At 69.6% G+C, this 25,303-nt stretch carries 24 protein-coding genes; 10 read left to right on the forward strand and 14 right to left on the reverse strand.

Annotated elements, in window-relative coordinates:
* Positions 1-31: 31 nt before the first annotated feature.
* Positions 32-1,789: a bifunctional UDP-sugar hydrolase/5'-nucleotidase gene (locus DKM19_RS36545; RefSeq protein WP_110702178.1), complete on the forward strand. Its 1,758-nt coding sequence runs from the start codon at positions 32-34 to the stop codon at positions 1,787-1,789.
* Positions 1,790-2,049: 260 nt separating this feature from the next.
* Here the strand turns inward: DKM19_RS36545 and DKM19_RS36550 are convergent, their stop codons facing one another.
* The 7 genes from DKM19_RS36550 to DKM19_RS36580 form a co-directional block, all read right to left on the reverse strand.
* On the reverse strand, positions 2,050-2,514 hold the full coding sequence (locus DKM19_RS36550) for a protocatechuate 3,4-dioxygenase subunit alpha (RefSeq protein WP_204358396.1): 465 nt from the start codon (positions 2,512-2,514) through the stop codon (positions 2,050-2,052).
* Entirely contained in the window at positions 2,514-3,191 is a 678-nt protein-coding gene (gene pcaH / locus DKM19_RS36555) for a protocatechuate 3,4-dioxygenase subunit beta (protein ID WP_110702182.1), read from the reverse strand. Before pcaH ends, DKM19_RS36550 begins: the two co-directional genes overlap by 1 nt.
* Positions 3,184-4,362, reverse strand: coding sequence for a 4-hydroxybenzoate 3-monooxygenase (locus DKM19_RS36560; RefSeq protein ID WP_110702184.1), 1,179 nt, complete (start codon positions 4,360-4,362; stop codon positions 3,184-3,186). The genes pcaH and DKM19_RS36560 overlap by 8 nt, the downstream gene beginning before the upstream one ends.
* Positions 4,363-4,544: 182 nt before the next feature.
* On the reverse strand, positions 4,545-5,291 hold the full coding sequence (locus tag DKM19_RS36565) for an IclR family transcriptional regulator (RefSeq protein WP_239513776.1): 747 nt from the start codon (positions 5,289-5,291) through the stop codon (positions 4,545-4,547).
* 250 nt (positions 5,292-5,541) lie between these two features.
* Entirely contained in the window at positions 5,542-5,976 is a 435-nt protein-coding gene (locus DKM19_RS36570; protein ID WP_110702186.1) for an SRPBCC family protein, read from the reverse strand.
* 23 nt (positions 5,977-5,999) lie between these two features.
* A complete protein-coding gene (locus tag DKM19_RS36575; RefSeq protein ID WP_239513777.1) occupies positions 6,000-6,905 on the reverse strand; it encodes a phosphotransferase enzyme family protein in 906 nt (301 codons plus the stop codon).
* Positions 6,905-8,338: a helix-turn-helix transcriptional regulator gene (locus tag DKM19_RS36580; protein WP_110702189.1), complete on the reverse strand. Its 1,434-nt coding sequence runs from the start codon at positions 8,336-8,338 to the stop codon at positions 6,905-6,907. The genes DKM19_RS36575 and DKM19_RS36580 overlap by 1 nt, the downstream gene beginning before the upstream one ends.
* A gap of 237 nt (positions 8,339-8,575) precedes the next feature.
* Here DKM19_RS36580 and DKM19_RS36585 point away from each other — a divergent pair, with 237 nt between their 5' ends.
* Positions 8,576-8,860, forward strand: coding sequence for a hypothetical protein (locus DKM19_RS36585; protein ID WP_089205839.1), 285 nt, complete (start codon positions 8,576-8,578; stop codon positions 8,858-8,860).
* A gap of 419 nt (positions 8,861-9,279) precedes the next feature.
* Here DKM19_RS36585 and DKM19_RS36590 read toward each other — a convergent pair whose 3' ends face one another.
* Positions 9,280-10,008: a DUF427 domain-containing protein gene (locus tag DKM19_RS36590; protein WP_110702191.1), complete on the reverse strand. Its 729-nt coding sequence runs from the start codon at positions 10,006-10,008 to the stop codon at positions 9,280-9,282.
* Positions 10,009-10,132: 124 nt separating this feature from the next.
* Entirely contained in the window at positions 10,133-10,255 is a 123-nt protein-coding gene (locus DKM19_RS52640; RefSeq protein ID WP_255415458.1) for a hypothetical protein, read from the reverse strand.
* Here DKM19_RS52640 and DKM19_RS36600 point away from each other — a divergent pair.
* The gene (locus DKM19_RS36600; protein ID WP_204358397.1) at positions 10,245-10,490 is read left to right on the forward strand and encodes a hypothetical protein; all 246 of its coding nucleotides are present in this window, start codon (positions 10,245-10,247) and stop codon (positions 10,488-10,490) included. The two genes, DKM19_RS52640 and DKM19_RS36600, sit on opposite strands and share 11 nt — an antisense overlap.
* 179 nt (positions 10,491-10,669) lie before the next feature.
* On the opposite strand, the gene DKM19_RS36605 is transcribed toward DKM19_RS36600, so the two are convergent.
* Together DKM19_RS36605 and DKM19_RS36610 are read right to left on the reverse strand one after the other, a co-directional pair.
* Positions 10,670-11,041, reverse strand: coding sequence for an STAS domain-containing protein (locus tag DKM19_RS36605; RefSeq protein ID WP_204358398.1), 372 nt, complete (start codon positions 11,039-11,041; stop codon positions 10,670-10,672).
* Between the two features lie 91 nt (positions 11,042-11,132).
* Positions 11,133-11,474: an STAS domain-containing protein gene (locus tag DKM19_RS36610; protein ID WP_162642034.1), complete on the reverse strand. Its 342-nt coding sequence runs from the start codon at positions 11,472-11,474 to the stop codon at positions 11,133-11,135.
* Positions 11,475-11,588: 114 nt separating this feature from the next.
* Between DKM19_RS36610 and DKM19_RS36615 the strand changes: the two genes are divergently transcribed.
* Complete coding sequence (locus DKM19_RS36615) at positions 11,589-12,791, forward strand: hypothetical protein (RefSeq protein ID WP_110702197.1); 1,203 nt, start codon at positions 11,589-11,591, stop codon at positions 12,789-12,791.
* A 241-nt stretch (positions 12,792-13,032) separates the two neighbouring features.
* Here DKM19_RS36615 and DKM19_RS36620 read toward each other — a convergent pair whose 3' ends face one another.
* Positions 13,033-14,373 (reverse strand): APC family permease, encoded by a 1,341-nt coding sequence (locus tag DKM19_RS36620; protein WP_110702199.1) that lies wholly within the window; start codon positions 14,371-14,373, stop codon positions 13,033-13,035.
* A gap of 133 nt (positions 14,374-14,506) precedes the next feature.
* On the opposite strand from DKM19_RS36620, the gene DKM19_RS36625 reads away from it, so the two are divergent.
* Positions 14,507-14,899 carry a hypothetical protein gene (locus tag DKM19_RS36625; protein WP_110702200.1) on the forward strand — a complete coding sequence of 131 codons (393 nt, stop codon included), beginning with the start codon at positions 14,507-14,509 and terminating at the stop codon, positions 14,897-14,899.
* 257 nt (positions 14,900-15,156) lie between these two features.
* Here DKM19_RS36625 and DKM19_RS52190 read toward each other — a convergent pair whose 3' ends face one another.
* Positions 15,157-16,560: a glycosyltransferase family 4 protein gene (locus DKM19_RS52190; RefSeq protein ID WP_239513778.1), complete on the reverse strand. Its 1,404-nt coding sequence runs from the start codon at positions 16,558-16,560 to the stop codon at positions 15,157-15,159.
* A gap of 80 nt (positions 16,561-16,640) precedes the next feature.
* Between DKM19_RS52190 and DKM19_RS36640 the strand changes: the two genes are divergently transcribed.
* The 3 genes from DKM19_RS36640 to DKM19_RS36650 are packed head-to-tail and all read left to right on the forward strand — an operon-like array spanning position 16,641 to position 21,953.
* Positions 16,641-17,432, forward strand: a complete 792-nt coding sequence (locus tag DKM19_RS36640; RefSeq protein ID WP_110702202.1) for a PIG-L family deacetylase — start codon at positions 16,641-16,643, stop codon at positions 17,430-17,432.
* A gap of 34 nt (positions 17,433-17,466) precedes the next feature.
* Entirely contained in the window at positions 17,467-18,528 is a 1,062-nt protein-coding gene (locus DKM19_RS36645; protein WP_110702204.1) for a lysylphosphatidylglycerol synthase domain-containing protein, read from the forward strand.
* A 41-nt stretch (positions 18,529-18,569) separates the two neighbouring features.
* Entirely contained in the window at positions 18,570-21,953 is a 3,384-nt protein-coding gene (locus tag DKM19_RS36650) for a BTAD domain-containing putative transcriptional regulator (RefSeq protein WP_239513779.1), read from the forward strand.
* A gap of 1 nt (position 21,954) precedes the next feature.
* Here the strand turns inward: DKM19_RS36650 and DKM19_RS36655 are convergent, their stop codons facing one another.
* Positions 21,955-22,524: a hypothetical protein gene (locus DKM19_RS36655; protein ID WP_162642036.1), complete on the reverse strand. Its 570-nt coding sequence runs from the start codon at positions 22,522-22,524 to the stop codon at positions 21,955-21,957.
* 228 nt (positions 22,525-22,752) lie between these two features.
* Here DKM19_RS36655 and DKM19_RS36660 point away from each other — a divergent pair, with 228 nt between their 5' ends.
* Together DKM19_RS36660 and DKM19_RS36665 are read left to right on the forward strand one after the other, a co-directional pair.
* Positions 22,753-23,307, forward strand: coding sequence for a DedA family protein (locus DKM19_RS36660; protein WP_110706246.1), 555 nt, complete (start codon positions 22,753-22,755; stop codon positions 23,305-23,307).
* A 291-nt stretch (positions 23,308-23,598) separates the two neighbouring features.
* Positions 23,599-24,603, forward strand: a complete 1,005-nt coding sequence (locus DKM19_RS36665) for a D-alanyl-D-alanine carboxypeptidase family protein (RefSeq protein WP_239513780.1) — start codon at positions 23,599-23,601, stop codon at positions 24,601-24,603.
* Positions 24,604-25,303 lie beyond the last annotated feature (700 nt).

Consider the following 25,303-nt stretch of genomic DNA (forward strand, 5'->3'; position numbering starts at 1 on the left):
GAGCAACCTTGGATCGTTACTCTGCGGTCACATGCGCAGTAAGAAACTTGCCGTCCTCGGTGTGGCCGGCCTCATGGCCCTGGCCGTTCCGACCGTCGCGTACGCCTCCCCCGACAAGTCCGTGACCGTGACCGTGATGGGCACCTCGGACCTGCACGGCAACACCCTTAACTGGGATTACTTCAACAACGCGGAGTTCAACGACAGCAAGGCCAACGACGTCGGCCTGGCCAAGGTCTCGACGCTGGTCAACAAGATCCGCCGCGAGCGCGGCGCGGACCACACCCTGCTGTTCGACTCCGGCGACACGATCCAGGGCACGCCGCTGACCTACTACTACGCCAAGGTCAAGCCGGTCGACAAGACGGGCGAGATTCACCCGATGGCCCGCGCGATGAACGCCATCGGCTACGACGCCGTGACGCTCGGCAACCACGAGTTCAACTACGGACTGCCGCTGCTGGCCACGTGGGTGAAGCAGATGAAGGCCCCGGTGCTCGGCGCCAACGCCGTGCACGCCAAGTCGGGCCGGCCCGCCTACCAGCCGTTCACCATCAAGACGATGAAGATCAAGGGCGAGAAGCCCGTCCGCGTCGGCGTGCTCGGGCTGACCAACCCGGGCGTGGCGATCTGGGACAAGGGCAACGTCGAGGGCAAGCTCCGCTTCACCGACCTGGTCGCCAGCGCCAAGAAGTGGGTGCCGATCATCCGCGGCCTCGGCGCGGACGTGGTCGTGGTCACCGCGCACGCGGGCGACAACGGGATGTCCTCCTACGGCAGCGAACTGCCGATCGAGAACGCCTCGGCCATGGTCGCCGAGCAGGTTCCGGGCATCGACGCGGTGCTGTTCGGGCACGCGCACAACGAGGTGGCGCAGAAGTTCGTCACCAACAAGGTCACCGGTCAGCAGGTGCTGCTCACCGAGCCCAGCAGGTGGGGCCAGCGGCTGAGCGTGATCGACTTCAAGCTCACCAAGAAGCACGGCAAGTGGGCGGTCACCGGCAAGTCCTCCGCCACGCTGAACACCAACACGGTGGCCGAGGACCCGAAGATCGTCGCTCTCATGAAGAAGCAGCACGACACCACGGTCAAGTACGTCAACACGGTGGTGGCCCAGTCCAAGGAGCAGCTGCTCGCGAACGAGTCGCCGTACAAGGACACCCCGATCCTGGACTACATCCACAAGGTCCAGACCGAGACGGTGAAGAAGGCCCTGGAGGGTACGGCGGACGCCGCCCTGCCGGTGCTGTCGATCGCCGCGCCGTTCAGCAGGAGCGCGACCTTCCCGGCCGGGCCGATCAGCGTGCGCGACATGGCGGGCCTGTACATCTACGACAACACGTTGATGGCCGTGAAGCTCACCGGAACCCAGCTGAAGGACTACCTGGAGTATTCGGCCAGGTACTTCAACCAGCTCGCGGCGGACGCCCCGATCGACCTCTCCGCGCTGACCAACGCGGGTGGCACCCCGGACTACAACTACGACCAGCTCTCCGGCGTCACCTACGACGTGGACGTCGCCAAGCCGGTCGGCCAGCGGATCGCCGGGCTGTCCTACCAGGGCGCCCCGGTCGCCGCCGACCAGCAGTTCGTGGTCGCGATCAACAACTACCGCCAGTCGGGCGGCGGAGGCTTCCCGCACGTCACGACCGCCCCGGTGGTCTACAACGCCCAGGTGGAGATCCGCCAGGCGCTGATCGACTACGCCACGGCGACCGGGGTCATCGACCCCGCCACCTTCACCGAGCCCAACTGGAAGCTGACCCGCGACGGCAAGCCGCTCTTCTGACCTGACGGAAGGCGTGCCGCGGAGCACATGGAAGGGGGCGGCCGGGGAACCGGCCGCCCCCTTCCCCTCTCCGAAGACCTCTTACCCGGTGATCTCCGGAGGGCGGCCGGGAAAGGCCTGAGGTGAAGGTCCTTCCCCGAGGATCCCCGGCCGCTCCTTGGAGCGGCCGGGGTGGAATCGGGGTCCCCGCGCAGCCCGGCCGCCCGGACGGAGCCCGCGAGGCTCCTCCCCGGAGGCCGGGTGCGTCCGCGGGGAAACCGTCAGGACGCCGGGTCCGCGGATCCGGCGTGGTCGAGGAACACGGTCTCCCCTTCGCCCTGCATCCGGATGTCGAACCGGTAGGACCGCTCCCCCGAGGGCGAGGCGACCAGCGTGCTCCGCCGCAGGGGATCCACCTGTGCCAGGAACGGCGCATCGTCGGTGAGGTAGGCGCGGGTCCAGACCGGCTTGAGCAGGCCGCGGGCGAAGACGAGTACGGGGATGTAGACGTCGGGCCTGGCGGTGCGGAACCGGTAGGAACCGTCGGCCTCGGTCGCGCAGCGGCCGAACAGGCCCGGCTGGCAGATCTCCAGCAGCGCGTCCGGCACCGGCTCGCCCGCGCCGTCCGTCACCCGGCCGTGCAGCTCGATCGCGTCCGGGTGATCCTCGGGCACCGCGAAGGGCCCCTCGGCGTACGGCAGGGCGTGCCCGTAGAACGGGCCCACGGTCTGTGACGGGGTCAGCATCATTCCTCCTCGAAGGGGGTCGCGCCCAGCACGATGTCCCACCGGTAGCCGAGCGCCCACTCGGGCTCGGTGACGTCCATGTCGAAGGCGCAGACGAGCCGTTCGCGATCCTTGGGATCGGGGACCGACTGGAAGATCGGGTCGTAGGCGAAGAGCGGGTCTCCGGGGAAGTACATCTGGGTGACCAGCCGCTGGGTGAACGCGGTTCCGAACACCGAGAAGTGGATGTGCGCGGGCCGCCAGGCGTTGTGGTGGTTGCGCCAGGGGTAGGCGCCGGGCTTGATCGTGACAAACCGGTAGTTGCCGTCGGCGTCGGTCAGGCAGCGGCCGGCACCGGTGAAGTTGGGGTCGAGCGGAGCCGGGTGCTGGTCCACCGGGTGGGCGTACCTGCCGGTGGCGTTGGCCTGCCAGAGCTCCACCAGCGTGTTCGGCACGGCCCGTCCCCGGGTGTCGAGAACCTTGCCGGTGACGACGATGCGCTCGCCGATCGGCTCGCCCTCGTGCTGCCTGGTCAGGTCGTGGTCGAGCGACCCGACCGGCTGGTGGCCGTAGACCGGGTCCACCAGTTCCATCGCCTCGGGGTCGAAGGCGGGCCGCACCAGCGCCTGCGAGGGGGCGCGCAGCACCGTGCTGCCGTACGAGGGGGTGAGGTAGTGCGGGTGTGGATCGTCATGCATGGGATGCTCCGGGTTCGAAGGGCAGGCCGACGTAGTTCTCGGCGAGCGTGGTCGCGGCGGCCGTCGAGGAGGTGACGTAGTCGAGGTGGGAGGTCTGCAGACGCCCGCCGTAGGCGTCGTCGGCGTCGAAGGTGTGCAGCAGCGTGGTCATCCACCAGGAGAAGTGCTGGGCGCGCCAGACCCTCTTCAGGCAGGTGTCCGAGTAGGCGTCCAGCAGCTCGGTGGAGCCCGTCTCGTAGAAGTCCGCCAGGGCCGCGGTCAGCAGCCGGACGTCCGCGACGGCCAGGTTGAGCCCCTTGGCCCCGGTGGGCGGCACGATGTGGGCGGCGTCCCCGGCGAGATAGAGGTTGCCGTGGCGCATGGGCTCGGCGACGAAGGAGCGCATCGCGGACACGTCCTTGGCGAAGATCGGCCCCTCGGTCAGCTCGAACCCGGGAACCGTCTCCAGGCGGGCCCGCAGCTCGGCCCAGATCCGCTCGTCCGGCCAGTCGTCGAGCGAGGCGTCGGTCGGGACCTGAAGGTAGAAGCGGCTGATCTCCGGGGTCCGCATGCTGTGCAGCGCGAAGCCCCGGTCGCTGTGGGCGTAGATCAGCTCTTCCGCCGACGGCGGGACCTGGGCGAGGATGCCCAGCCAGGCGAACGGATAGTCCCGCTGGAAGATCGACAGGACCCCTTCGGGGATCGACGGCCGGCTGACCCCGTGGAACCCGTCGCACCCGGCGATGACGTCGCAGTCGAGGCGTTCGCCCTGGAAGGTGAGGTAGGGGCTCTTCTCCAGCGAGTGCAGGGCCACGTCGGGGACTTCGAAGAGGATCTTCCCCCCGTCGGCCAGCCGCCGGGCGATCAGGTCCTTGACGACCTCCTGCTGGCCGTACACGGTGATGGCCCGCCCGGGAACGAGCTTCTCGAACGGGATCCGGTGCCCGGCGCCGCCGTACCGCAGCTCGATGCCGTGGTGCGGCAGCCCTTCCTTCCGCATCCGCTCGCCGACGCCCGCCTCGTTGAGCAGGTCCACCGTGCCCTGCTCCAGCACGCCGGCGCGCACCCGCTGTTCGACGTACTCCCTGCTGCGCGCTTCCAGCACCACCGAGTCGATGCCCCGCAGATGGAGCAGATGAGAGAGAAGCAGTCCGGCGGGTCCCGCGCCGACGATCCCGACCTGAGTTCGCATGAACCGAGCATTTCGTACCGGCCGCCCTCTCGCGCCCAAGCCTTCCGCTCAGCGGAAAACACCTTGATCGTGATGGTCGGCGGAACCACCGTGGCCGGTCACCCGGCGGAGAACCCGTGATCCGATATCCGGCGGAAAGCACCGTCCGCGCCGCTCGGCGGAGGATGCCGTGATCGTGACGGTCAGCGGTACGTCGCGGCGAGGTCGCGGGAGAGCGCGCTCGCCGCGGTCAGCACCGCGGGCGCCAGCCGCCGCGGATCGGCGCTGTGCCGCCAGGTCACCAGCGACAGCGCCGCCACCACCTCGTTCGCGCTCCGGCGCACCGGCACCGCGACCGAGCAGGTGCCCACCGACATCTCCTCCTGGGTGCACGCCACCCCGGTCCGTCTGATCTCCTCCAGCTCGGCCCGCAGCCGTACGGGATCCACCACCGTGTTCGGCGCGTGCACGGTGAGCTCCCTCGCGAGCACCCGATCCACCGTCTCGGGCGCCGCGAACGCCAGCAGGACCTTGCCGACCCCGGTGGCGTGCAGCGGCAGCTCCCCCGCCACCCGCGAGAGGATCGGCACGGACCTGGGGCCGCGCAGCCGCTCCACGTACAGGGCCCGGTCGTCGCGGAGCACGGCGAGCTGGACGTTCTCTCCGGTGGCGACGTAGAGGTCCTCCATGTACGGCAGTGCCAGCTCGCGCAGCTCCCGCGGCTCGGCCGCCTGGCTCCCGATCTGCCACAGCCGCATCCCGACCCGGTAGGTCCCGTCGGGCAACCGCTCCACGAACCCGCCGTCCGCCAGCTCCCTGACCAGCCGGTGCCCGGTGGCCAGCGGAAGCTCGGCCCGGCGGCAGATCTCGGTGAGCGTCAGCCGTACGTCACCGGGCAGGAACGCGCCGAGGATGGCCATCACCTTCCCCGCGACCGTGGGCGCTCTCACACGCTCAGCCTAGGCCGCCCCGACCCAGACCGCCCCCGCCCGGCCACCTGTGCCCGGACCGTCCCGCACCCACCGCCCTGGCCCGGACGGTCCTGCTCGGGGCCACCCGACCCGCACCGCTCTGGCCGGGACGGTCCTGCTCGGGGCCACCCGATCCGGACCACCGTGACTCAGACCGCCCCGGTCCGGACCATCCCGCTCCGGACCGACACGGCCCGGCATGAACCGGCACGGACCGGGATGACCCATCTCAACCCAGGCGCGAGGCCAGGACTCCCGCACGGGCGAGCTGCACCTCGAGGGCCTTCCTCGCCGCGTAGCCCAGCAACGGCCTGACCCACGCGTGCACCACGAGGATGTCCTCGACCTCGGTCCCCCCGGCCTTCTCGGTGAGGGTGAACCGGTAGTCCAGGCGCACCCCTCCCGGGCTCTTCACCTCGCCCTCCACGGTCCGCGGCGTGCTCCGCAGCGTCACCTTGATCCTGTTGTCGTATTTGACGAGGCCGAAGAATCTGAACCGCTCGATCGAGGTGTAGCGCGTCTCGCCCTCGCCCTGCTCGACGTCCTTGACCGCGACCACCAGCGGCGAGAGCCCCACGTAGCTCTGCGGCTGGCTCAGGTGCGCGCGGAGCACCTCCGGAGTGTTACCGACATGGAAGGTATTGCGCAGCGTTACCTTTGGCATGCTTTGCCCCCGTATAAAGATCTTTACTGGGAGACAGTAACGGGTTCGGCCATGTACCACCGGGCATGTTTCTCACCTCGGGTCAGGGAGTCCATCCGCCGGGGCAGCTCGCGGCGGGAGAAGGGGTCGGCTCCGGCGTTGCGGATGTGAATGCCCACGGCGTACAGATCCCGGACCTCCATGAGGGTGGAGTAACCCGGCCACGAACGCAGGTCACTGCCGTACGCGTCGGCGAAGGCGTCCACGTCGGCGGCGGTCAGGCCGAAGCGGCGCTGGCCGTGGTAGGTGTGGACCAGATCCCACTCGCGGGGGCCCACCGCCACGCCGTCCCAGTCGCAGAGCACCACGTGGCCGTCCGTGCAGCGCAGCAGGTTGTCGATCCAGGCGTCACCGTGCAACAGCACCGGCGAGCCGTCCACGCCGAGGCCCGACCAGCGATCGGTCAGCTCCGCGATGCGGTCGCGCAGCCAGCCCTGCTGGCAGGGAGTGAGCTCCTGGGAGCGGTCCACCGCCCGGCGCACCTCGGACAGCGGGTCGGCGAACCGCTTCAGCGCCACCGGCGGCACCGGCAGCCGGTGCAGGCTGCGCAGGATCTCGCCCAGCTCCGTGGTGGTGGGGCGGCCGCTGGCCGGCACGTAGTGCCAGAACGTGACGACCCTGCCCTCGTGCACCACCGGCTGGTCGGAGATCTCGTCGGCCGGGCGCACCGCGGGGAACCCCTGCTCCGCCAGCCAGCGGGCCACCGCGAGCACCAGCGGCAGGCGGGTCAGCGCGTTGGGCGCGGTGGCGATCCTGACCACGATCTCGCTGCGCAGCTTGAAGACGGCGTTGCTCCGCACCCGCAGCAACTCGGCGTCCCTGTGGTCGATCCCGAGGTCCTCGCAGACCTCGCGCAGAACCGTGAACGCCTCCTCCGCGAGGGAGCCCATCAGCTGACCGGCGCGGCGTCGCCGAGCAGATCGGTCAGGCGGCGCACCGCCGCCGCTCTGCGCTTGCTGGGCGGCACCTCCGACAGCAGCGACTGAGCGCGGTTGAGCACGATGGAGGTTCGATGTTCGGGAGGCACCTGGAGCAGCGCCTTCTCCGCCAGGTTGCAGGCGTCCTCGACCTTGCCGTCGCGGACCAGGTGCGCGGCCTGGTCGAGCAGGATGAGCACCGGGTCGATGGCGTAGGGACCCGAGGGGCCCGGTGTCCAGTCGACCTCCTCGCCCAGCTCGATCAGGGTGCCGATCCGGTAGAACTGCAGCCGTCGCTCGGAGAAGCGGAAGGCCAGGTGGTCGTGGCCCTCGGGAGGCATCCTGGCGAAGATCCGCTCGGCCTCGGCCAGCGCGACCCTGGCGGCCTTGTGCTCACCCATGTGGGCCAGCGCCCGCGCCTCCGCCGCGGCGCCGAGCGCCGCCGGGGAGCTGGGCGCGCTTCCCGCCAGCATCCTGGCCTCGCGCGCCAGCCGTACGGTCTCGGCCAGGTCGCCGTAGTAGTAGGGAAGCATCGCCTGCTGCGCGCGGACGAGGGCACGCAGCCGCACGTCGCCCATGTCGTCGGAGGCGGTGCGCGCGGTGCCGTACCAGGCGTGGGCCTGGCGGGTGTCGCCGAGTTTCATCAACGCGTCCGCCGACAGCAGCGCCAGCATCACGGTGGCGTTGAGCAGGCGCCGCTGGGCCACCGCGGGCTGCCGGGCCGCCGACAGCATCCGGACGTCCGACAGCTCCAGCATCATCCGGTAGAGCATGGGCAGCGGCGCGCTGGTGATGTATTCGCGGCGGTAGCGCAGCACCTGCTCGTCGAGCCGGTCGAGCTGCTCCTCGGAGACGGTGGCGACGGCGAGCGTGCGGTCCATGTCCTGGCGGGTCCGCTCGACCTCGGCCAGCAGCCGCCCGGTCATCACGAACCGGGAGCCGAGCAGCGCGTGGTGGAACAGCGCGCGGCGCTCCATGTCGTCGTCGACCCGGTCCTCCGTCTGGTACGGCGAGCGGCCCTCTCCGCCCGAGACGACCACGACCTTGGCCCCGCCGTTGTCCTCGCAGTAGTCTCCGGCCAGGCCGAGCCGTACCGAGTTGGCCCGGTAGAGCCGGGCGAGCAGGTCTATGGTCTGCGGTCGCGGTCTGGCCCGGTTGTTCTCCCAGGCGTTGAGCAGGTCGATGCTGGCCCGGGCCTCACCGAGGTCCTGGCGCTCGCAGAGCTCCTCCAGCTCCTGGACGGACTGCCTGGCCGACCATCCCCTGGCCAGCCGGTGCGCCTTGAGAAGGCTTACCCCGCAGCAGCCGTGGATGGCCTGGGCGGTCTGCCAGGGCGTCCACTGCCTGGACTCCGCCTGCTCACGCCATCGTCGTGCACATGCGGGCGAATGCTCACCTCGGGCCACGGCACCCCTCCAGTCGCTGTTTGCACAAGTTACACAAGGTTAACGAGAACGCACCACAGCGTTAGCGCGCCTGTGCTTTGCATTCCCTTTATTCGTGGTTTTCCCACGGAACACCGAGGAGTTTCCTGTCTATTCCACTGATCCCGCCTCCGATTGGGGAAAGGTCGATTGCCCGATCTGTCATAAAACCGCACTCTGCAGAGAAGCATGTCCCAGCGTCCGCCAGGAGTGATCGGGATGATGGCAGAGCGCGGCGAGGCCGTCGACCATCTGCAGCGGTTGGCCGCACAGTTGGAGGCGCACGCCTTCCAGGTGTGCCTGAGATCGCCGGCGGGGCTGTTTCCCCGCCTCCACGTGATCAACCCGATGGCTCCGGCACGGACCGAGGACGTCCTCGCCGCCTACGAGGACGACGGCGAGTGGTGGTTCTGGTTGTCCTGGGCCGGCCGCATCGGGCATGCCGAGGATGTCGCCACAGCCGCGGAACGTGTGGCTAGTGTGCTTCATGTGATACGCAGATAGGTGATTCTTGGGCTCCGCATGGGTAACACCCGGTGATGCAAGCCCAGAATGGAGCGGCATCGTGAAAAGGATCCAGGTCGTCCAACGTCCGCGTCCGCCTCGTGAGCCTGTGCCCCTCGATCTTCGGAGCCCCTCAGGCCGTACGCTCCCCTTCTGACGCCTTCCGGCGTCGCGAGGGATCCCCTTTGCCGCGCCGCGAGAGACCCTCGCCTCCCAGCGCCCCCAGGAGATCCTCCGCGTCGAGTTTCGCCAGAGGTGCCGTCGATCTCCGCCCGAAACGGTCAGCCACCTGGCGTGACGTGCCGGGCGGGGTCAGGTCCTCAGGGCGGTGACCGGCCGGACGGCGCTGTGCGACGGCACCGGGGCGTCCGGCGTCAACCCGCGCGGGCCCTCCGGCCGGGGCCCGGGGGCGGGCGATCTCAGGCGAACTTCGTCTTCGGGCGCTCCTGGATGACACCGTTCACGTAGATGTCGACCTTCTCGTTGTAGAAGGAGATCAGCCCGGCGATGCGCTGGCTCTCCTCCAACGGGGTCCGGTAGGACCAGGCCAGGTCCGCGTGGCCGTTGACCCGCCAGTATTCGGCCTCTCCCTTGTACGGGCACCTGCTCACGGTGTCGGTGGGAGTGAGCAGATCCAGGCGGACGTCGGTCTTGGGCACGTAGTAGCGCGGCGGCAGACCGGTCTCGAAGAGGATCCGGGGGTTGTGGGAGTCGGCGACGGTCACGCCGTCCACCTCGACCCGGACGCGCCGGGAGGAAGGCAGGATGTCCACCCGCGTGTAGGGATCGCGGGCGTGGAAGTAGACCTCCTCGTCCTCCTCGAACCAGGCGTCCATCGCCTCCCAGTCCAGCCGGACGTGATCGCGCAGCTCCTCGATCGGGGAGGTCGGGTAGGCCATCGCGGCGTCGACCACGCCCTCCACGTCGTAGAGCAGCGAGTCGCCGCGGCTGGGCACGTGCGTGCTCCGGCCGTTGGGCTTCAGCTCGACGGCGACGTCTTCCCGGGGGAAGTAGTAGGTCGGGTAGTAGGGCACCTCCCACACCAGCAGCACCCGGGTGGTGTCAGCGATCGCCCGGCCGCCGAGGAAGGCCCTTATTCTCTTGGCCCCGCGTTCGACCCGAACGCGTCCACGTGTAATCGGCTCCATAATCGCGCCAACCCCACACTCCGAGCGGCTATTCCACGGAACCGGAACCGATACCCGCCGAGTGGACAGGCGCCTGTCCCGAATGATCTGCGGTTCCCCTTCTTCCACGCCGTGAAGCCCGTCGTCAGGACCAGCCCTTCTCCTTGGCCAGAAGCGCCGCCTGGAAACGGCTGGCCGCGCCAAGGCGGGTGAGGAGGTCGGCCACGTTCGCCAGGGCAGGGCATGCGCACGCGGGAGTGCTGGTCACCCTCGGCCTCGTCTGTCTCGTCCTGGCCGACGCGACCGATCTCAGCGGCCTCGCCGGCCGGATCGCCCGGCTCGGTGTGCCAGGCGCCGCGATCTTGATGGCGGCCGGGTTCCTCCTGTCATCCCTCGGCCGGGAGGCGGACGGTCCCAACCGGCTGGTCGCGCTGTCGTGGATCGGCGCCGCCGTCCTCGCGGCCGGTGCCGCCACTCTTGGCATCGGGCTGCTCACGGCGTAGGGGCAATCGGTCAGGGAACAGTCCGAAGCTCGCGGGTGGCGCCGGCCCCGCCCGTCACCGGGTTGTTCCTTACCGCGATCCAGGGCTCGTCCGGGAGGTGGCGACCGGGTGATCGAGCCCGTCGCCCCCCTCGCACTCCTGAATGACGGGCAGATACCCGCTCGGCGCTCTCTGCCGTTTCAGGCGACCTCAAGCGCCTCCGTCACGGAGGGGAACATCTCGAAGACCTGGGTCAGCCCGGCGAGGTTGAGCCGGCGTGCCAGGTTGCCCTGGACCCCGGTGAGGATGAGCCGGACCCCCTCCTCCAGGCCGTGGTGACGTGCCTGGAGCAGCTCGCCTATGCCGGAGGAGTCGCAGAAGGTGAGAGCCGAGAGGTCGAGGATCAGGGTCGGTGACCGCAGCCCCTCCCATGCCCTGCCAAGCTCCGCCCGCAGCACCGACGTGTGACAGTAGTCCAGCTCCCCGCTCGCCCGCACCACGAGCGTCGTGCCGTGCAGGCCCGAGGTGGCGGTGAAAGCCGACTCCGGCCCATCTTCAATGGACGCGTCCAATTTTCTGCCCTGCCCTTCCCAGCCCTGCAACTTTCTCATATGGGACAGGCCGATCTGATGGCGCGGGCGTGGAACATCCCTCCCAGCGCCCTCACCCCGTGGCGGGAAACGCGTTGATCGCCTCTTCGACCGTGCTTCGGGTGTCGAACAACTCCCCCACTCCGAGACGGTTCAGCCGCTGTCTCATGATGGCCGAGGTGCCCACCAGGATCAGCGAGCCCGCGAGTCTCCGCACGTGGGTCAGGGCATACATCAGCACGCCGTAGCCGGTCGAATCGCAGAAGGTGACCTCGGTGAGATCGATCACCAGGCGAGGATGGTCCATCGCTTCCAGGGCGGCGTCGGTCTGTTCCTTCAGAAGTGGGGAGGATCCGTAGTCCAGCGCACCCGTCGCATGCAGGGTCGTGCAGCGTCCGCGTGTATCCGCTCGCACATGGAATCCCGAATTGTTCGGAATATCCGACATCGGTTTTCCCCCTCTCATGTCACAGGTGCCCCACACACGCGGGGCTAATCCAACGGGGGAACCTGCTGGAAGAATGGCCGTATGGGAAACCTGCGCGTGATCACGGTCGCGGTCCTCGGAATGTCTCTGATAGCCGCGTGTGGTTCGGGCCGTGCGGCGCCCACGCTCGCGCCGGACCGTACGGTCTCCCCGACCCCCTCCCCCCAGAACCCGGTCCCCTCCGAGAGCTCGGCGGCGAGTCCCGCGGCCACCGTCGCCGCCTCCGCCGCGTGGGCGACCGCCGAGGGCGCCCGGCTGTCGGGGAACGCCGCGCTGCTCGACGTGACGGCTACCGGGCCCCGGGACGCCTGGGCCATCGGATACCAGGACAGCGCCGAGGATCGGGAGGGCTTGCCCGCCGTCCTCCGGTGGGACGGAAGCCGGTGGCGCGAGGTGAAGCTGCCCGTGGTGGGCGCCTACCACCTGGAAGGAGTCGGCGCGAGCGGGCCGGATGACGTGTGGGTGGTGGGCAACGGCCGCAGCGCGTTCGCCGCGCACTGGAACGGGCAGAGCTGGACCCGGCAGCGGCCCTTCGGGGTGACGGAGGACTACCGGCTGGACGGCGTCGCCACAGACGGCGGAAAGTCATGGTTCGCCGGGAACGGCCCCTCCGGAGGGGTCGTCCTGGAGTGGAAGGAGCAGGAGTTCCACAACGTGATGAACGCCGGGGGGACCCTCAATGCGATCACCGCGCGGGAGGGGGATGTCTGGGCCGTCGGAGTGAGCGAGAAGCGAACCCCGCTGGTCTGCCACGGCACCGGCGACGGCACATGGGACAGAACGGAGATACCCGAGATCCCCGGAGGCGGGCTCAACCGGGTCTGGCAGATCTCGCCCTCCGACGTGTGGGCGGTCGGGGAGATCACCGCCGGACCGGACAACCCGGAAGTGCGGTACGCGCAGCCGCTGGTCCTGCACTGGGACGGATCACGGTGGACCCGGGTGGAGGTGCCGGTCCCCCGCGGAACCCTGCACGGCATCACCGCCATCGGCCCCGGCGACCTCTGGGTCAGCGGGATCGACGCCGGCCACGCGGGGCAACCGCTCTTCCTTCACTTCGACGGCAGGAGGTGGTCGCGTGAGTACGGTCCACTGTTCCGGGCTTACGCGGAGGGTCAGCAGTACGACGAGAGCGACGACGTCGGCCGCGTGGGCATCGCCCGGGTGCCGGGCACCGGCACGCTGTTGGCTGTGGGCTCGATCGGCTCGGGGGACGACGAAGCGGGTTTCCTGCTCCGGCGCTGAGCGCACCCGCCCGCTCGCCCTGCCTGTCTGCCTGCCGCGATCACCCTGCGCCGACCTGCGCCGCTTGGAAGATTTTACCTGGAACGGACACACGGTCATCAAAAAGCCTTCGAAAACGTCGGTCGGTTGACGTAGTCTCTCTCAAACTCCAACAAAGAGGGAGTACAGCATGAAAAAGGTATTAATCACCCAAAAACCTCGACCGCCCCGCCAGCCGATCTCTCTCGACCTGCGCACGCCCTCAGGGCGAGTGCTCCCCTTCTGACAAGAACAACCGATTGACGAACCAGAGAATCACGCCGATCGCGATCAGAACTCCCGCGCGAAGGTAGACGTCACCGCCCCGGCCTGTGATCGGCAGCGCCAGGATGAGGCAGACCAGCGCGCCCAGGACGGGCATCCAGCTCGGCGCCCGGAAATGGTCATGCTCCACGCGGTCCCTGCGGAGAATCAGCACGGCCACGTTGACCATCGTGAAGACGCACAGCAGTAGGAGCACCGTCGTGTCGGCCAGGTTGCCCACGTCGCCGGTCGCGACCAGCACCGCCGCGATGCCCACGGTGAACACGATGGACACCCACGGGGTGGATCTCGTCGGATGAACCGCCGCGAAGACCTTCGGCACGATCCCCTCCCGTGCCATGCCGTACACCAGCCGTGAGGCCATGAGCATGTTGATCAGCGCGGTGTTGCCCACCGCCAGCAGCGCGATCAGCGCGAACAGCTTGGGCGGGAAGGCGAACCCGGCGACCTTGACGACCTCCAGCAGCGGACCGGTCGAGTTCGTCAGCGTCTTGGTGTCCACCAGCATGGTCGCGGTGAACGCGACCGCCACGTAGATCACCGCGGCGATCATCAGCCCGCCGAAGAGCGCGCGGGGAAAGTCGCGCTGCGGATCCTTGGACTCCTCGGCGAGGTTGACCGAGTCCTCGAAGCCGAGCAGCGCGTAGAAGGCGAGAGCCGTACCGCCCAGGACGCCGAGGAACGCGCCGTTGGCGGGGTGGAACTCCAGGGCGCGGGCGGGCTCGCCCTGGCCGGACAGCAGCGCGTAGACCCCGATCGCGATGATGACCAGCAGGCCGAACGCCTCGATGACCGTCAGGACCACGTTGACCTTGACGGATTCGGAGATGCCGATGAAGTTCACCAGCGTCACCAGGCCGAGGAAGATGAACGCTCCGACGATCACCGGCAGCGTGACGAACTCGGCGAGATAGCGGCCCCCGAACGCCCGCGCCGCGGCGCTCGCCGAGGTGATCCCGCTCATCAGCACGGCGAAGGCCACGATGAAGGTGACAAAGGGGATGTTGAACGCCTTGTTCACATAAAGAGCGGCTCCGGCGGCCTGGGGATACTTCCCGACGAGCTCCGCGTAGGCGGTCGCCGTCAACGCGGCGAGCACGAAGGCCACGAGGAAGGGCAGCCACAGCGCCCCGCCGACATAGCCGGCGACCTTCCCGACCAGGGCGTAGATCCCCGCCCCGAGGATGTCGCCCACCACGAACAGCAGCAGAACCCTGCGGCCGATCACCCGCTTGAGCGAGTGCTGGCCGGAACCTGAATCGACGATCGCCTCAGCCATACCCCCCTCTTACCCACTGGAGGGAGAAGATCACACCGAGTCACAGGAGTCACTTCTGTAAGCGCCGTGAAAGTGATCCGCAAGAGTGCTTTTCTAAAGTTCTGTCTGTCACCAAATGCAATGAAAGGCAGAAATGTTCAGCGCCCTCTCCTCCCGCCGTATCTCCCTCGCCTTCGCGGGGATCGCTCTTGTGTCGATGACCGCGGCCTGCGGCGGGTCCACCAACAGCGCGATCTGCACCGACACCGCGTGGACGAAGGCCTTCACGGAATACACCACCGCCGCCACGGCCAGCGCCGGCGACCTGGGCAAGTTCAACGACGCCACCGCCAAGCTCTCCGCCGACCTGAAGGCGCTGGCGGGCACCGCCGACGGCGAAGTGGCCACCGCGCTCAACGACCTCGCCACGTCGTTCGGCTCGATCAAGATCGACCCGAACGACCCGGCCGCCGCCGCCACGGCCCTCAGCGGTGTGGGCACGAAGATGCAGGAGGCGACCACCAACCTCGCCAAGGCCTGCTCGTAACAGGACCCGTGCCTCCTGGTGACAGGATGCACCCGAGGTACGGTCGCCGCTCCGCCTGCGGGGGGCAGCGCGGCGCGGCGACCGTACCGAACACCGGAGAGCCCCTGCCGCACGGCAGGGGCTCTCCGCGTCATGTCCCGCTTCTCCCTGTCACCTTCGCCGTCGCACGTCGAACGTCACCGGATATTCAGGGCGGATGCCTCGTCCTTTGGAGCGGGGAGGCGCTTCCTGGGTTTTCTCGTGGTGTGGGAAGGACGTCACGTTCTGATCGTGCGGGCCTGCTCGTAGCAGCGCTCGAAACCCTCCAGCACCACCGGCCAGGAGCTCCGGACGGGCTCGGTCTCACGGTTGTGCGCCGCGATCGACTCGCGCAGCTCACGATCGCGGACCAGCCTGGCCACCGACGCGACCAGGGCGTCGAAGTCTCGCCCGAGCAGTCCTTCCTTGCCCGGCCTGACGAAGTCGGCCACCCCGCTCTGCGTCCGCGCCACCACCGGGACTCCCGCCACCCTCGCCTCCAGGGCCGCCAGCCCGAAGGACTCGCGGGGCGCCGGCGCGACGAACACGTCCGCCGAGGCGAGCAGCTCATGAATCTGATCACGGCTGTAACGGCCGGGCAGCGAGACCCAGTCGTTCATGCCGTTGGTGCGGAGGTAGCGCTCCATCTGCGAGCGCGCGGGGCCGTCGCCGACGATGGTGACCCGCATCCGCGTCTCCTGCGGCACCTGGGCGCGGGCCTCCCTCAGCAGCTTGAGCAGCCGGATCGGCTGCTTGCGTGGCGCCAGCCGCCCCACGGCGACGATGTGCACCGGCTCGTCACCCCGCTCCCGCCGTACGGGGTCGGAGGACCACCCAGAATCGCCTGGCCGCGCGGGATCGGAAGATCGCGCCGGCTCGGGCCGCGCGGGATCGGAAGGCCGTACCGGCTCGGGCCGCGCGGGATCGGAAGGCCGTACCGGCTCGGGCCGCGCGGGATCGGAAGGCCGTACCGGCTCGGGCCGCGCGGGATCGGAAGGCCGTACCGGCTCGGAGGCGCCCGCGGGATCGACGGCCTCCGCCTCGGCGGGCCGCTCGGTGCCGGAGAGCCGCAGCGCGTCGACCTGCTCCGCCGCACCCGAGGAGCGCCAGCCGGAGAGATCCAGTCCATTGGAGATCACGTGCACCGGCACCCTGCGTCCGGCCACCGAGCGGATCCGCAGGGCCGCCGCCTCGCTCACCGCGGTGCCCACCAGCCCCCAGCGGTGCCACTCGAACAGCAGTCGCAGCCCGCGGTAGACGATCCGGGTGATCGGGTCCCACATGCTGTGCACGGTCACGACCACGGGCAGCCCCACGCGCACGGCCGCGCGCACCCCCATCCAGGCGAACGGCGAGACCGCCCCCGTGTGCACGTGCACCACATCGGGACGCCGGGCCCTCATCAGCCGCAGCATGTGGCCGACCCCGAAAGGATGAACGGGCAGGTCGAAGGGGAGCTTCGCGACGATCCTGTGCACCCCGGGGAGGGCGTGGCCCGGGGTGGCGGTCGCCACCTCGACCTCGTGGCCCGCCTCGCGCTGCATCCGGATCAGATCGCCGACCTGCACCTCGATCCCACCGAGACGCGGTAGGTAACAGTCACTGACGTGGAGGATCCTCACCGTGCCAGCGTAGCCCCGCATGAGATCATGCCTGCGTGCCCGTCAGGGCGTATCCGAGCCGCGCGAACGGAGTGAGCCCAATCAGCACCGTCAGGACAGCAGTGTTCTTCCATGCCCATCCCGACGACGAGGCCCTGCTGACCGCGGGCACCATGGCGATGCTCGCCGCCGAGGGGCACCGGGTGGTCCTCGTCGTGGCGACCTCCGGCGAGCTCGGGCAGGCCGACCTCGAACCCGGTGAGGCACTGGGCGCCGCGCGGATCACCGAACTGTACAGATCGGCGGCGGCCCTCGGCTGCGCCCGGGTGGTCAACCTCGGCTACGGCGACTCCGGTCTGGCGCCCGGCGGCGGGGTCGCCGAAGACCGTCCGGACAACGCCTTCATCGACGCCGACGGCGAGGAGGCCGCCCGGCGGCTCGCCGCGATCCTCACCGAGGAGCGGGCCGACCTGCTGACGATCTACGACCCCGCGGGGGGCTACGGGCACCCCGACCACGTCCAGGTGCACCGGGTCGGCGGCCGGGCGGCCGAGATCGCGGAGACCCCGATCGTGCTGGAGGCGACGGTCAACCGCGACCCCCTGCTCAAGGGGCTCAAACTCGTCCGGAGGTTCTACCCCCGGCTCGACGTCCGGGCCTTCGAACGGGCCTACTCCCCCGGCGAGACGATCACCCACCGGGTCAACGTGCGGCGCTTCGCCCGCCAGAAACGGGCGAGCATGGCCGCCCACGCCTCCCAGGCCACCGGTGCGGACACCCGCACGCTGGGAGTGATGCTCAAGGTCCCCGAGCCGTTCTACCGTCTCATCTTCGGCACCGAGTGGTACGTCCGGCGCGACGTGCCTTCCGGCTCCAGGCTGAGGCACCCGTTCGAAATTCCTCCCAAAGGATGAGCGTCAGACCGGCACACTTGGTCAGGGGGGTTACATGAAGAACAAGTGGGGTCAGATCGGGCTGTCGGCCGCGTCGCTGACGCTGGCCGTCACGCTCGTCGTTTTCATGCCCCAGCTCGTGAGGGCCCTGACCGGTCAGCAGGTCTCCTGGGCCCAGATCTACGGCCAGTTCGCCACGCTGAGCCCGCAGGCGATCGCGCTGATGGCCGCGATCTGGCTGCTCAGCCTGCTGGCGTACACGTTCGTGCTGACCGCCTCCCTGCCCGGGCTGACCCATCCACAGGCCCTGGTCCTGAACGCGAGCGGCAGCGCGGTGAGCAACCTGCTCCCGTTCGGCGGCGCGGCCGGGGTGGCGGTGACGTTCACGCTGACCAAGGGGTGGGGCTTCCCGACCCGGGCCGTCGTGGTGTCCACGCTGACCAGCGGCATCTGGAACACGCTGTTCCGGTTCCTCCTGCCCGCGGCGGGCATCGTGGCCCTGCTGTTCAGCGGGCAGAAGCTCAGCCCCGCCGTGGCCAACGCGGCCTGGGCGGGTGTGCTGTCCATCGTGGTCCTGGTCGCCGTGGTGACCGTCGCCCTCTTCTGGGATCGCGCCGCCGCCATGCTCGGCCGCGCCCTCGACGCCCTGGCACGCGCGGCCCCCCGCAAGATCCGGCCGGGCGAGCACGCCCTCTCCGAGGCGCTGCAGAAACTGCGGACCGACACCTCCGTGATCGTACGGAACCGCTGGCCGGGACTGACCCTGGGCATGATCTTCTTTCTCGGCTTCCAGTGGCTGATCCTGGTCTGCTGCCTGCACGCGACCGGCGCCTACCCCGGGCTGGCGCAGTCGATCGCGGTCTTCGCCCTGTCCCGGGTTCTCACCACGGCTTTGGTGACTCCCAGCGGAATGGGGATAATGGAGGCGGGCACGAGCGGTGCTCTGGTCTACTTCGGAGCGCCCCTTGATTCCGCGGCCGCCGCCGCTCTGCTCTTCGGCTTCTGGACCTACACTGTCGAAATCCCCTTCGGTGGGCTGGCGCTTGGCGCGTGGGCATTCCTGCGCCGGCGTGAGAACGCCACCCCGGCTCCTGAAAAGGAGCCGATCAGCCGCTAGATTGGGAAATACCTTGTGCGTGATTCAAAGGCCCGCATAGCGTGGCGGCTGACATGGTGGCGTTCAGGGTTCTGGGTCCGGTCGAGGCGCATTCGGATGATGACGAGCTCGACCTAGGCGGGTTACGGCAACGTGCCGTCCTCGCCCGTTTGCTTGTGGCGCGTGGGCAGGTCGTGCCCGTCGACTCCCTTCTCTACGACCTGTGGGACGACGACGCCGCCAAGGGCGCGCAGTCCGGTCTGCAGGTCTACATCTCCCGCCTGCGCCGGGTCCTGGAGCCCGGCCGCCCGCGCGGGGGTCCCAACCGGCTGCTGGTGACCGTGGCCTCCGGCTACGCGCTGCGCGTCGCCCCGGACCAGGTCGACGCGCTCCGCTTCGAGACGCTGGTCCGCACCGCCGGAGAGCAGCTGGACGGCGACGACCCCTCCTCGGCGCGGGTCCGCCTGGAAAAGGCACTCGGGCTGTGGCGCGGCACCCCGTACTCCGACTTCGCCGACCAGCCGTGGGCGGAGGCCGAGGTCAACCGGCTGACCGAGCTGCGCCTGGTGGCCCGCGAGCGGCACGCCGACAGCGGCCTGCGCATGGGCATGCCCTCCGAGGTGGTGCCCGACCTGGAGGCGCTGACCACCGAACACCCGCTCCGCGAGGAGGGATGGCGGCTGCTCGCCCTCGGCCTCTACCGGGGCGGGCGGCAGGGCGACGCGCTGGCGGCGCTGCGCAAGGCCCGCACGATCCTCGCCGACGAGCTGGGCATCGACCCGGGCCCGGCGCTGCGCAAGCTCGAATCCGACATCCTGGCCCAGGACGCGGGCCTCCAGCTCTCCGCTCCCCCGCCCGCCCGGCAGCGCTCGACGATGACCGCCGACACCTGGCCGCCCCGGCCCACGGCGACCCCGGTGGAGCTGCCTCCGCTGGAGCCCGAGCCGTTCGTCGGCCGCGACGCCGAGCTGTCCAGGCTGACCACGGCCGCGGCCAGGACCGGGCGCTTCACCGTCGCGGTGATCAGCGGCGACGCGGGCGCGGGCAAGACCACCCTGGTCCTCCAGCTCATCAGGCGACTCTCCGAGGACGGCTGGGGCATCTCCTCCGGCGCCTGTCCCGACAGCAGTGCCACGCCTCCCGGCTGGGCGTGGGTGGAGATCCTCCGCACACTGGTCAACGTGGCCGGTCCGGGCGAATACGCCCAGCTGCTGGCCCCGCTGCTGGACGACGCCGCCCCCGAACCCGACGACGACCAGGTCTCGGGCGGCTTCCGGCTGCACCGGGCGGTGGGCGGATATCTCGCCGCCGTCGCCAAGGAGACGCCGATCCTGCTGACGCTGGAGGATCTGCACTGGGCCGACGACCAGACCCTCGCCCTGCTGCGCGCGCTGCCCAGCCTGCTGTCCACCAGCCGGGTGCTGCTGGTGGTCACCTGCCGTGACAGCGAGCTGAGTGATCAGCAGGCCGACGTGCTGGCCGCGCTGGCCCGGCTCGGTCCCGTACGGGTGGGCCTCACCGGCCTCGATCCCAAGGCGGTGGCCGAGCTGGTCCGTGCGACCTGCGTGCGCGAAGTGGACGAGGACGCGGTCAACAGCATCGTCGAGCGGACCGGCGGCAACCCCTTCTTCGTCCGCGAGACGGTGCGTCTGCTGGACGCCGAGGCCGTGAGCGACCGTGCGACGGCCGCCGAGGTGATCTCCGGGGTGCCCTCCGGCGTCCGTGACGTGCTGCGGCGGCGGATCTCCCGGCTGCCCACGACCGCCCAGCAGATCCTGTTGCAGGCCGCGGTGATCGGCCGCGACGTCGACGTCGACGTGCTGGTCGACGTCGCCGTCGACGAGGACGCCGTGGTCGACGCCGTCGAGGCCGCGCTGCTCGCCGGACTGGTCACCGAGCCGGGCCCCGGCATGCTCCGCTTCGACCACGACCTGGTCCGTGACACCCTCTACTCCGACGCCTCCCGGCTACGCCGTTCCCGGCTGCACGCCGCGGTGGCCACGGTGATCGAGCACCGGAATCCCGGCGACGTGGCGGCGCTGGCCCACCACTACGACGCGGCGGGCACCGCCGAGACCGCCGCCAAGGCGGTGCACTACGCCGGGCTCGCCGCCGAACAGGCCGAGCGCCGCTTCGCCCACCGCGAGGCCGCCACCCTGTGGGCGCAGGCCATCGCCGCCTTCGACCGCTCCGGTGTCACCCACACCTCCGACAGCACCAGGGAGCGCCTGCTGCTGACCCTGCGGCTGATCAAGGCTCTGGCGCTGTGCGGCGACATGGCGGCGGCCCGTACGCAACGGCGCGCGGCGATGGACGCGGCGCTGCCGCTGGGCAACCTGGAGCTCACCGCCCGCGTGGCGGCCTCGCTGGCCGTGCCGCACAAGGGCATGGCCCGCGACTTCACCCGCACCGCGTGGGAGATCGTCGACGTCGCCGAGAAGGCACTGGTCGAGCTGCCCGCGGGCGAGCAGTCGCTGCGGGCTAGCCTGCTGGCCACGCTCGCGCTGGAGCTGGAGGGCTCCGCCACCCCCCGGGGCGAGCAGGCCTCGCTGGAGGCCGAGGAGCTGGCCCGGCGGAGCGGTGACCCCGCGCTGCTGGCGACGGCGCTGAGCGGGCGGCTGCGCCAGTCCTACGGCATCACCCCGGTCGGCGAGCGCGAGGTCATCGGCCGGGAGTTGCTGGAGGTCGGCAAGGCGACCGGCCAGGTCGCGGTCCAGGCCCTGGCCCATCTCGTGCTGATGGAGTGCGCGGCGGCCTCGGGCGCGTTCGCCGAGGCCGACGCGCATGTGGCCGCCTCCGAGCGCCTGTCCAGGCAGTACGGGCTGTCGGCGCCGGCCGCCGTCGTCGCCTGGTACGCCGGACAGCGGTTGATGATCGCCGGTGACTTCGCCGGGGCGGAGCGCGCCTACCGCGACGCCGCCCGGCTGACCGCCAAGGCGGGCATGCTGGAGGGCCGGCAGGACCTGCCGCTGATCACCACGTTCTGTCTGCACCTGGTCAACGGGCAGGCCGCCGAGATGGTGGAGCCACTGGCCGAGGCCCACCAGCGCGGCGCCAAGTGGACCCTCGACGCCTACGCGGTGGCACTCGCCTCAGCCGGGCACATGCGTGACGCGCGGGCCGTCATCGCGGTGAAGACCCCCGTGCGTCCCGACTTCCTCTACGAGCTGGCGATGATCTGGCGGGCTCTGGCGGGCATGCTGCTGGACGACCGGGAGCGGATGATCGAGGCCTACGACACGCTGAAGCCGTTCGCCGACCGGATCGCGGGTGCGGGCACCGGTGTGGTGGCGCTGTGGCCGGTCGCGCTGACCCTCGGCGACCTGGCCCTGCGGCTGGGCTTCACCGACGCGGTGAAGCCCCACTACGAGAACGCCCTCTCGGTGGCCCAGCGGGTCGGTGTGGACCGCTGGGTGGAGGCGGCGCAGCGCTCCCTCGGCAACTGACTCAGCAGCTGACGAGAAACTTCTCACTGCGCAGGGGGGCGTCGCCGGGGACCGACAGCACGGCCCGATACCAGCCCGGGTTTTTGACGACGCGCGGCTCCCACCTGATGGTCTGGCTCTTGCCGATGAAACCGGAGTGCATGCTCAGGTAGGGCCGCCAGCTCCGGGTGGACGGGCTCCAGCGCTGCAGGCCCCAGCCGTACAGGACGGCCTTCTCGGGGTTGGCGTTACCGATCACGCTCTGGATCCGGTACGGCTTGTCGCACGCACCGAGCGCGGTGACCGCGCTGACGGTGACCGTACCCACCGCCGGGATCTTCTCGGCGGTGGCCGCCGCGGTGGGCGACCCGGTGACGGCCGACCTGGTGACGGCCGGCAGGGACTCCGCGGACAGGGCCACCGTGTGCACCGGTGCTTCCGCGTCCACGCCCAGCCGCGCCCGGACAGAGGCGTTCTGAGAAGCCTCCACCCCCACGTAGGCACCGGTGAAGGCAAGCGTGGCAACCAGCAGCTTCACGACGTTCGCGGCCCCACTCGCTACCACCGGCGCCATGCTGCTTCGCGGAATCATGAGATACACCTTTCTTTGTTACTCACAGGTGTACGCCTCGATGCTTGACCTCTACTTGATGTCCGCTTGCAGGACTCCCTCCCCCGGCGCCCCACTGTTCCCCGGTGTCCCCCTGTCAATTTTGCCTGTTTCTCGTCCCCTCGCAGGGGTTCCGCTGTGTTGGAAAAGGTAAGCCTGCCCTAATATCAAGTAAGGCCAACGGGAGCGAGTGGGGCGGTGATGTTCGGAATGCGACTGGTTGCGGCGGGCGTCCCCGAGCCCACTTCGGCCTCCTTCATGAGCACGCTGTGGTCATGGCTGACGAGCCTGCCCCTGTGGCTCTGGGTCGTCATCGGCGCGATCGCCCTCTTCGGCGCGTTCCAGGCCTACTACTGGATCGGCCACGTCCTGGGAACCAGGCTCTATGCCTCGCGCCTGGGCAGGAAGATCGGCCAGCCGAACATCCTCCGGGTCGAGAAGGTCGTCGAGAAGTGGGGCGCGCTCGCCGTCTACGCCTGCTTCTGGGTGCCCGGTCTGCGCCACACCCTGCCCTGGGTGGCCGGGGTGCTGCGGATCTCCTACCCCTGGTACGTCGTGGCCAGCGCGCTGGGCTGCCTGACCTGGGTGCCGGTGACGTCCTTCGGCCTCTACACGGTGATCTGGGGCTGGCTGAAGCTGGCCGCGCAGTCGCCGATCCTCGCGGGTACGGTCGCCGTGGTGGTGATCGCCGCGATCATCGGATTCGTCCGCTGGCGCCGCCGCAGGACCGCACGACGCGAAGCGGACCAGCTCGCCTCCGCGTAACCACCAATGCGAAGCGAACCGGCTCACCTCCACGTGATGCCGGCGCGAGGCGGACCAGCTCGCCTCCGTGTGACGCCGACGCAGAGCGGACCGGCTCACCTCCACGTGACCACCAATGCGAAGCGAACCGCTCGCCTCCGCGTAACCACCAATGCGAAGCGAACCGCTCGCCCTTGCATGCCCCGACGCGAAGCGAATCGGCTCGCCTCCGCGTGACGCCGATGTCAACATTTCCATAGCCAAAGCGCCAAGTTATGCACTTTGGCAGCGGGCTCTGCCACCATGATTCGCATGCGAACCGGGGGAATCCGCCTGATTGTCTGCACCGCATTGGTCACCGGGGTCACTCTGGCCACCGGCTCCGCCGCGCCGGCCCAGGCCAACGTATCCACAACGCTCGCTCGGGCAGGCGGACTCGCCACCACCGCCCAGGCCGGCGGACTCGCGACGATCACCCGGACCGCCGGGGTTGCCGCACCCGCCCATGTCCGGCAGTCCGCCGGACGCGTTGACCGCCGCGCCGTTCCCTCGGTTCCCGGACGGGCCGCCTACCTGTTCGACGCCACCACGGGAACGATCCACTTCAGCAAGCAGGCCGCCAAGCGCATGCCGGTGGCCAGCCTGACCAAGGTCATGACGGCATATGTCGTGCTGCGGGAGGCCCAGCTGAGCGACACCGTCACAGTCAAGGCCGAGGACGTGAAGCACGCCACGACCAACGGGGCGACGGACGCCGGTCTGCGCTCGGGAGAGCGCCTGACCGTCAGGGACCTGCTCTACGGGGTGATGCTCCCCTCCGGAGCGGACGCCGCCAACGCGCTGGCCCGCGTCTACGGTCCGGGCAACGCCAAGTTCGTGGCCAAGATGAATCTCGCGGCGCGCTCCCTCGGGCTGGCCGACACCCGCTACGCCAATGCCGACGGGCTGCCCAAGCCGAGCCCCGGCTACTCCACCGCCCAGGACCAGGCCAAGCTGGCCGACATCGCGCTCCGCGAGCCGACGCTGCGGATCATCGCCTCCACCGGACGTCACGCCGTGAAGAAATCCGCGTCGCACCGGGCACACACCTGGACCAACTCCAACAAGCTGCTCGGCAAGGCGCCCGGCGCGCTGGGTCTGAAGACCGGCTACACCAGCGCCGCCGGATACTGCCTGTCGTTCGCCGCCGACCGCGACGGCCACCGGATCATCGGGGTCATCCTCGGCGAGTCCAACGCCGACCGGCGCTTCCAGACCGCGACCCGGCTCCTCGACTGGGCGAGCGAGCAGACGACGATCGACGCCACCGACCTCTGACCGCCGGTCGTCACGACTTCACTCGTGACCGATGGTCGTCTCCGCCTCGCTCGTGACCGGAGGTCGTCTCCGCCTCGCTCGTGACCGATGGTCGTCACCGCCCCACTCGTGACCGGAGGTCGTCACCGCCCCACTCGTGACCGGAGGTCGTCACCGCCCCACTCGTGACCGGAGGTCGTCACCGCCCCACTCGTGACCGGAGGTCGTCACCGCCCCACTCGTGACCGGAGGTCGTCACCGCCCCACTCGTGACCGGAGGTCGTCACCGCCCCACTCGTGACCGGAGGTCGTCACCGCTTCACCCGTGACGAGCGGTCGTCACCGCTTCACTCGCCCGTTGCCGGAGTGGCGAGGTCAGCGGGATCGCCATAACTTCATGGTCTTGTCCCGGCCGCCGGCGATGAAGGTCGCCCCATCCGAACCGAAAACACTGACGAGACGCCGGTGTGACCGACGATGAGTTCACCGCTCGCGCCGCTCACCATTTTCACAACAATCATGGTTGATCATAAAAATCACCGTTAACCGAAAAATGGCCGGCGCCGCTTACCGCTCCGCCACTTCATCGATCAGTCGGAAGGGCGTGCGGATGACTTTTCGCGGGCGTACCGAGCTCTTCCCCGCCGGAGATCACCGACAGGAGAGGCACCCGAAACCTCGGCGCTTGCCGGAGAAACCTGCAGATCACGCGCTTTTCAAG

The organism is Streptosporangium sp. 'caverna', from assembly GCF_003203775.1.
GTDB lineage: Bacteria > Actinomycetota > Actinomycetes > Streptosporangiales > Streptosporangiaceae > Streptosporangium > Streptosporangium subroseum.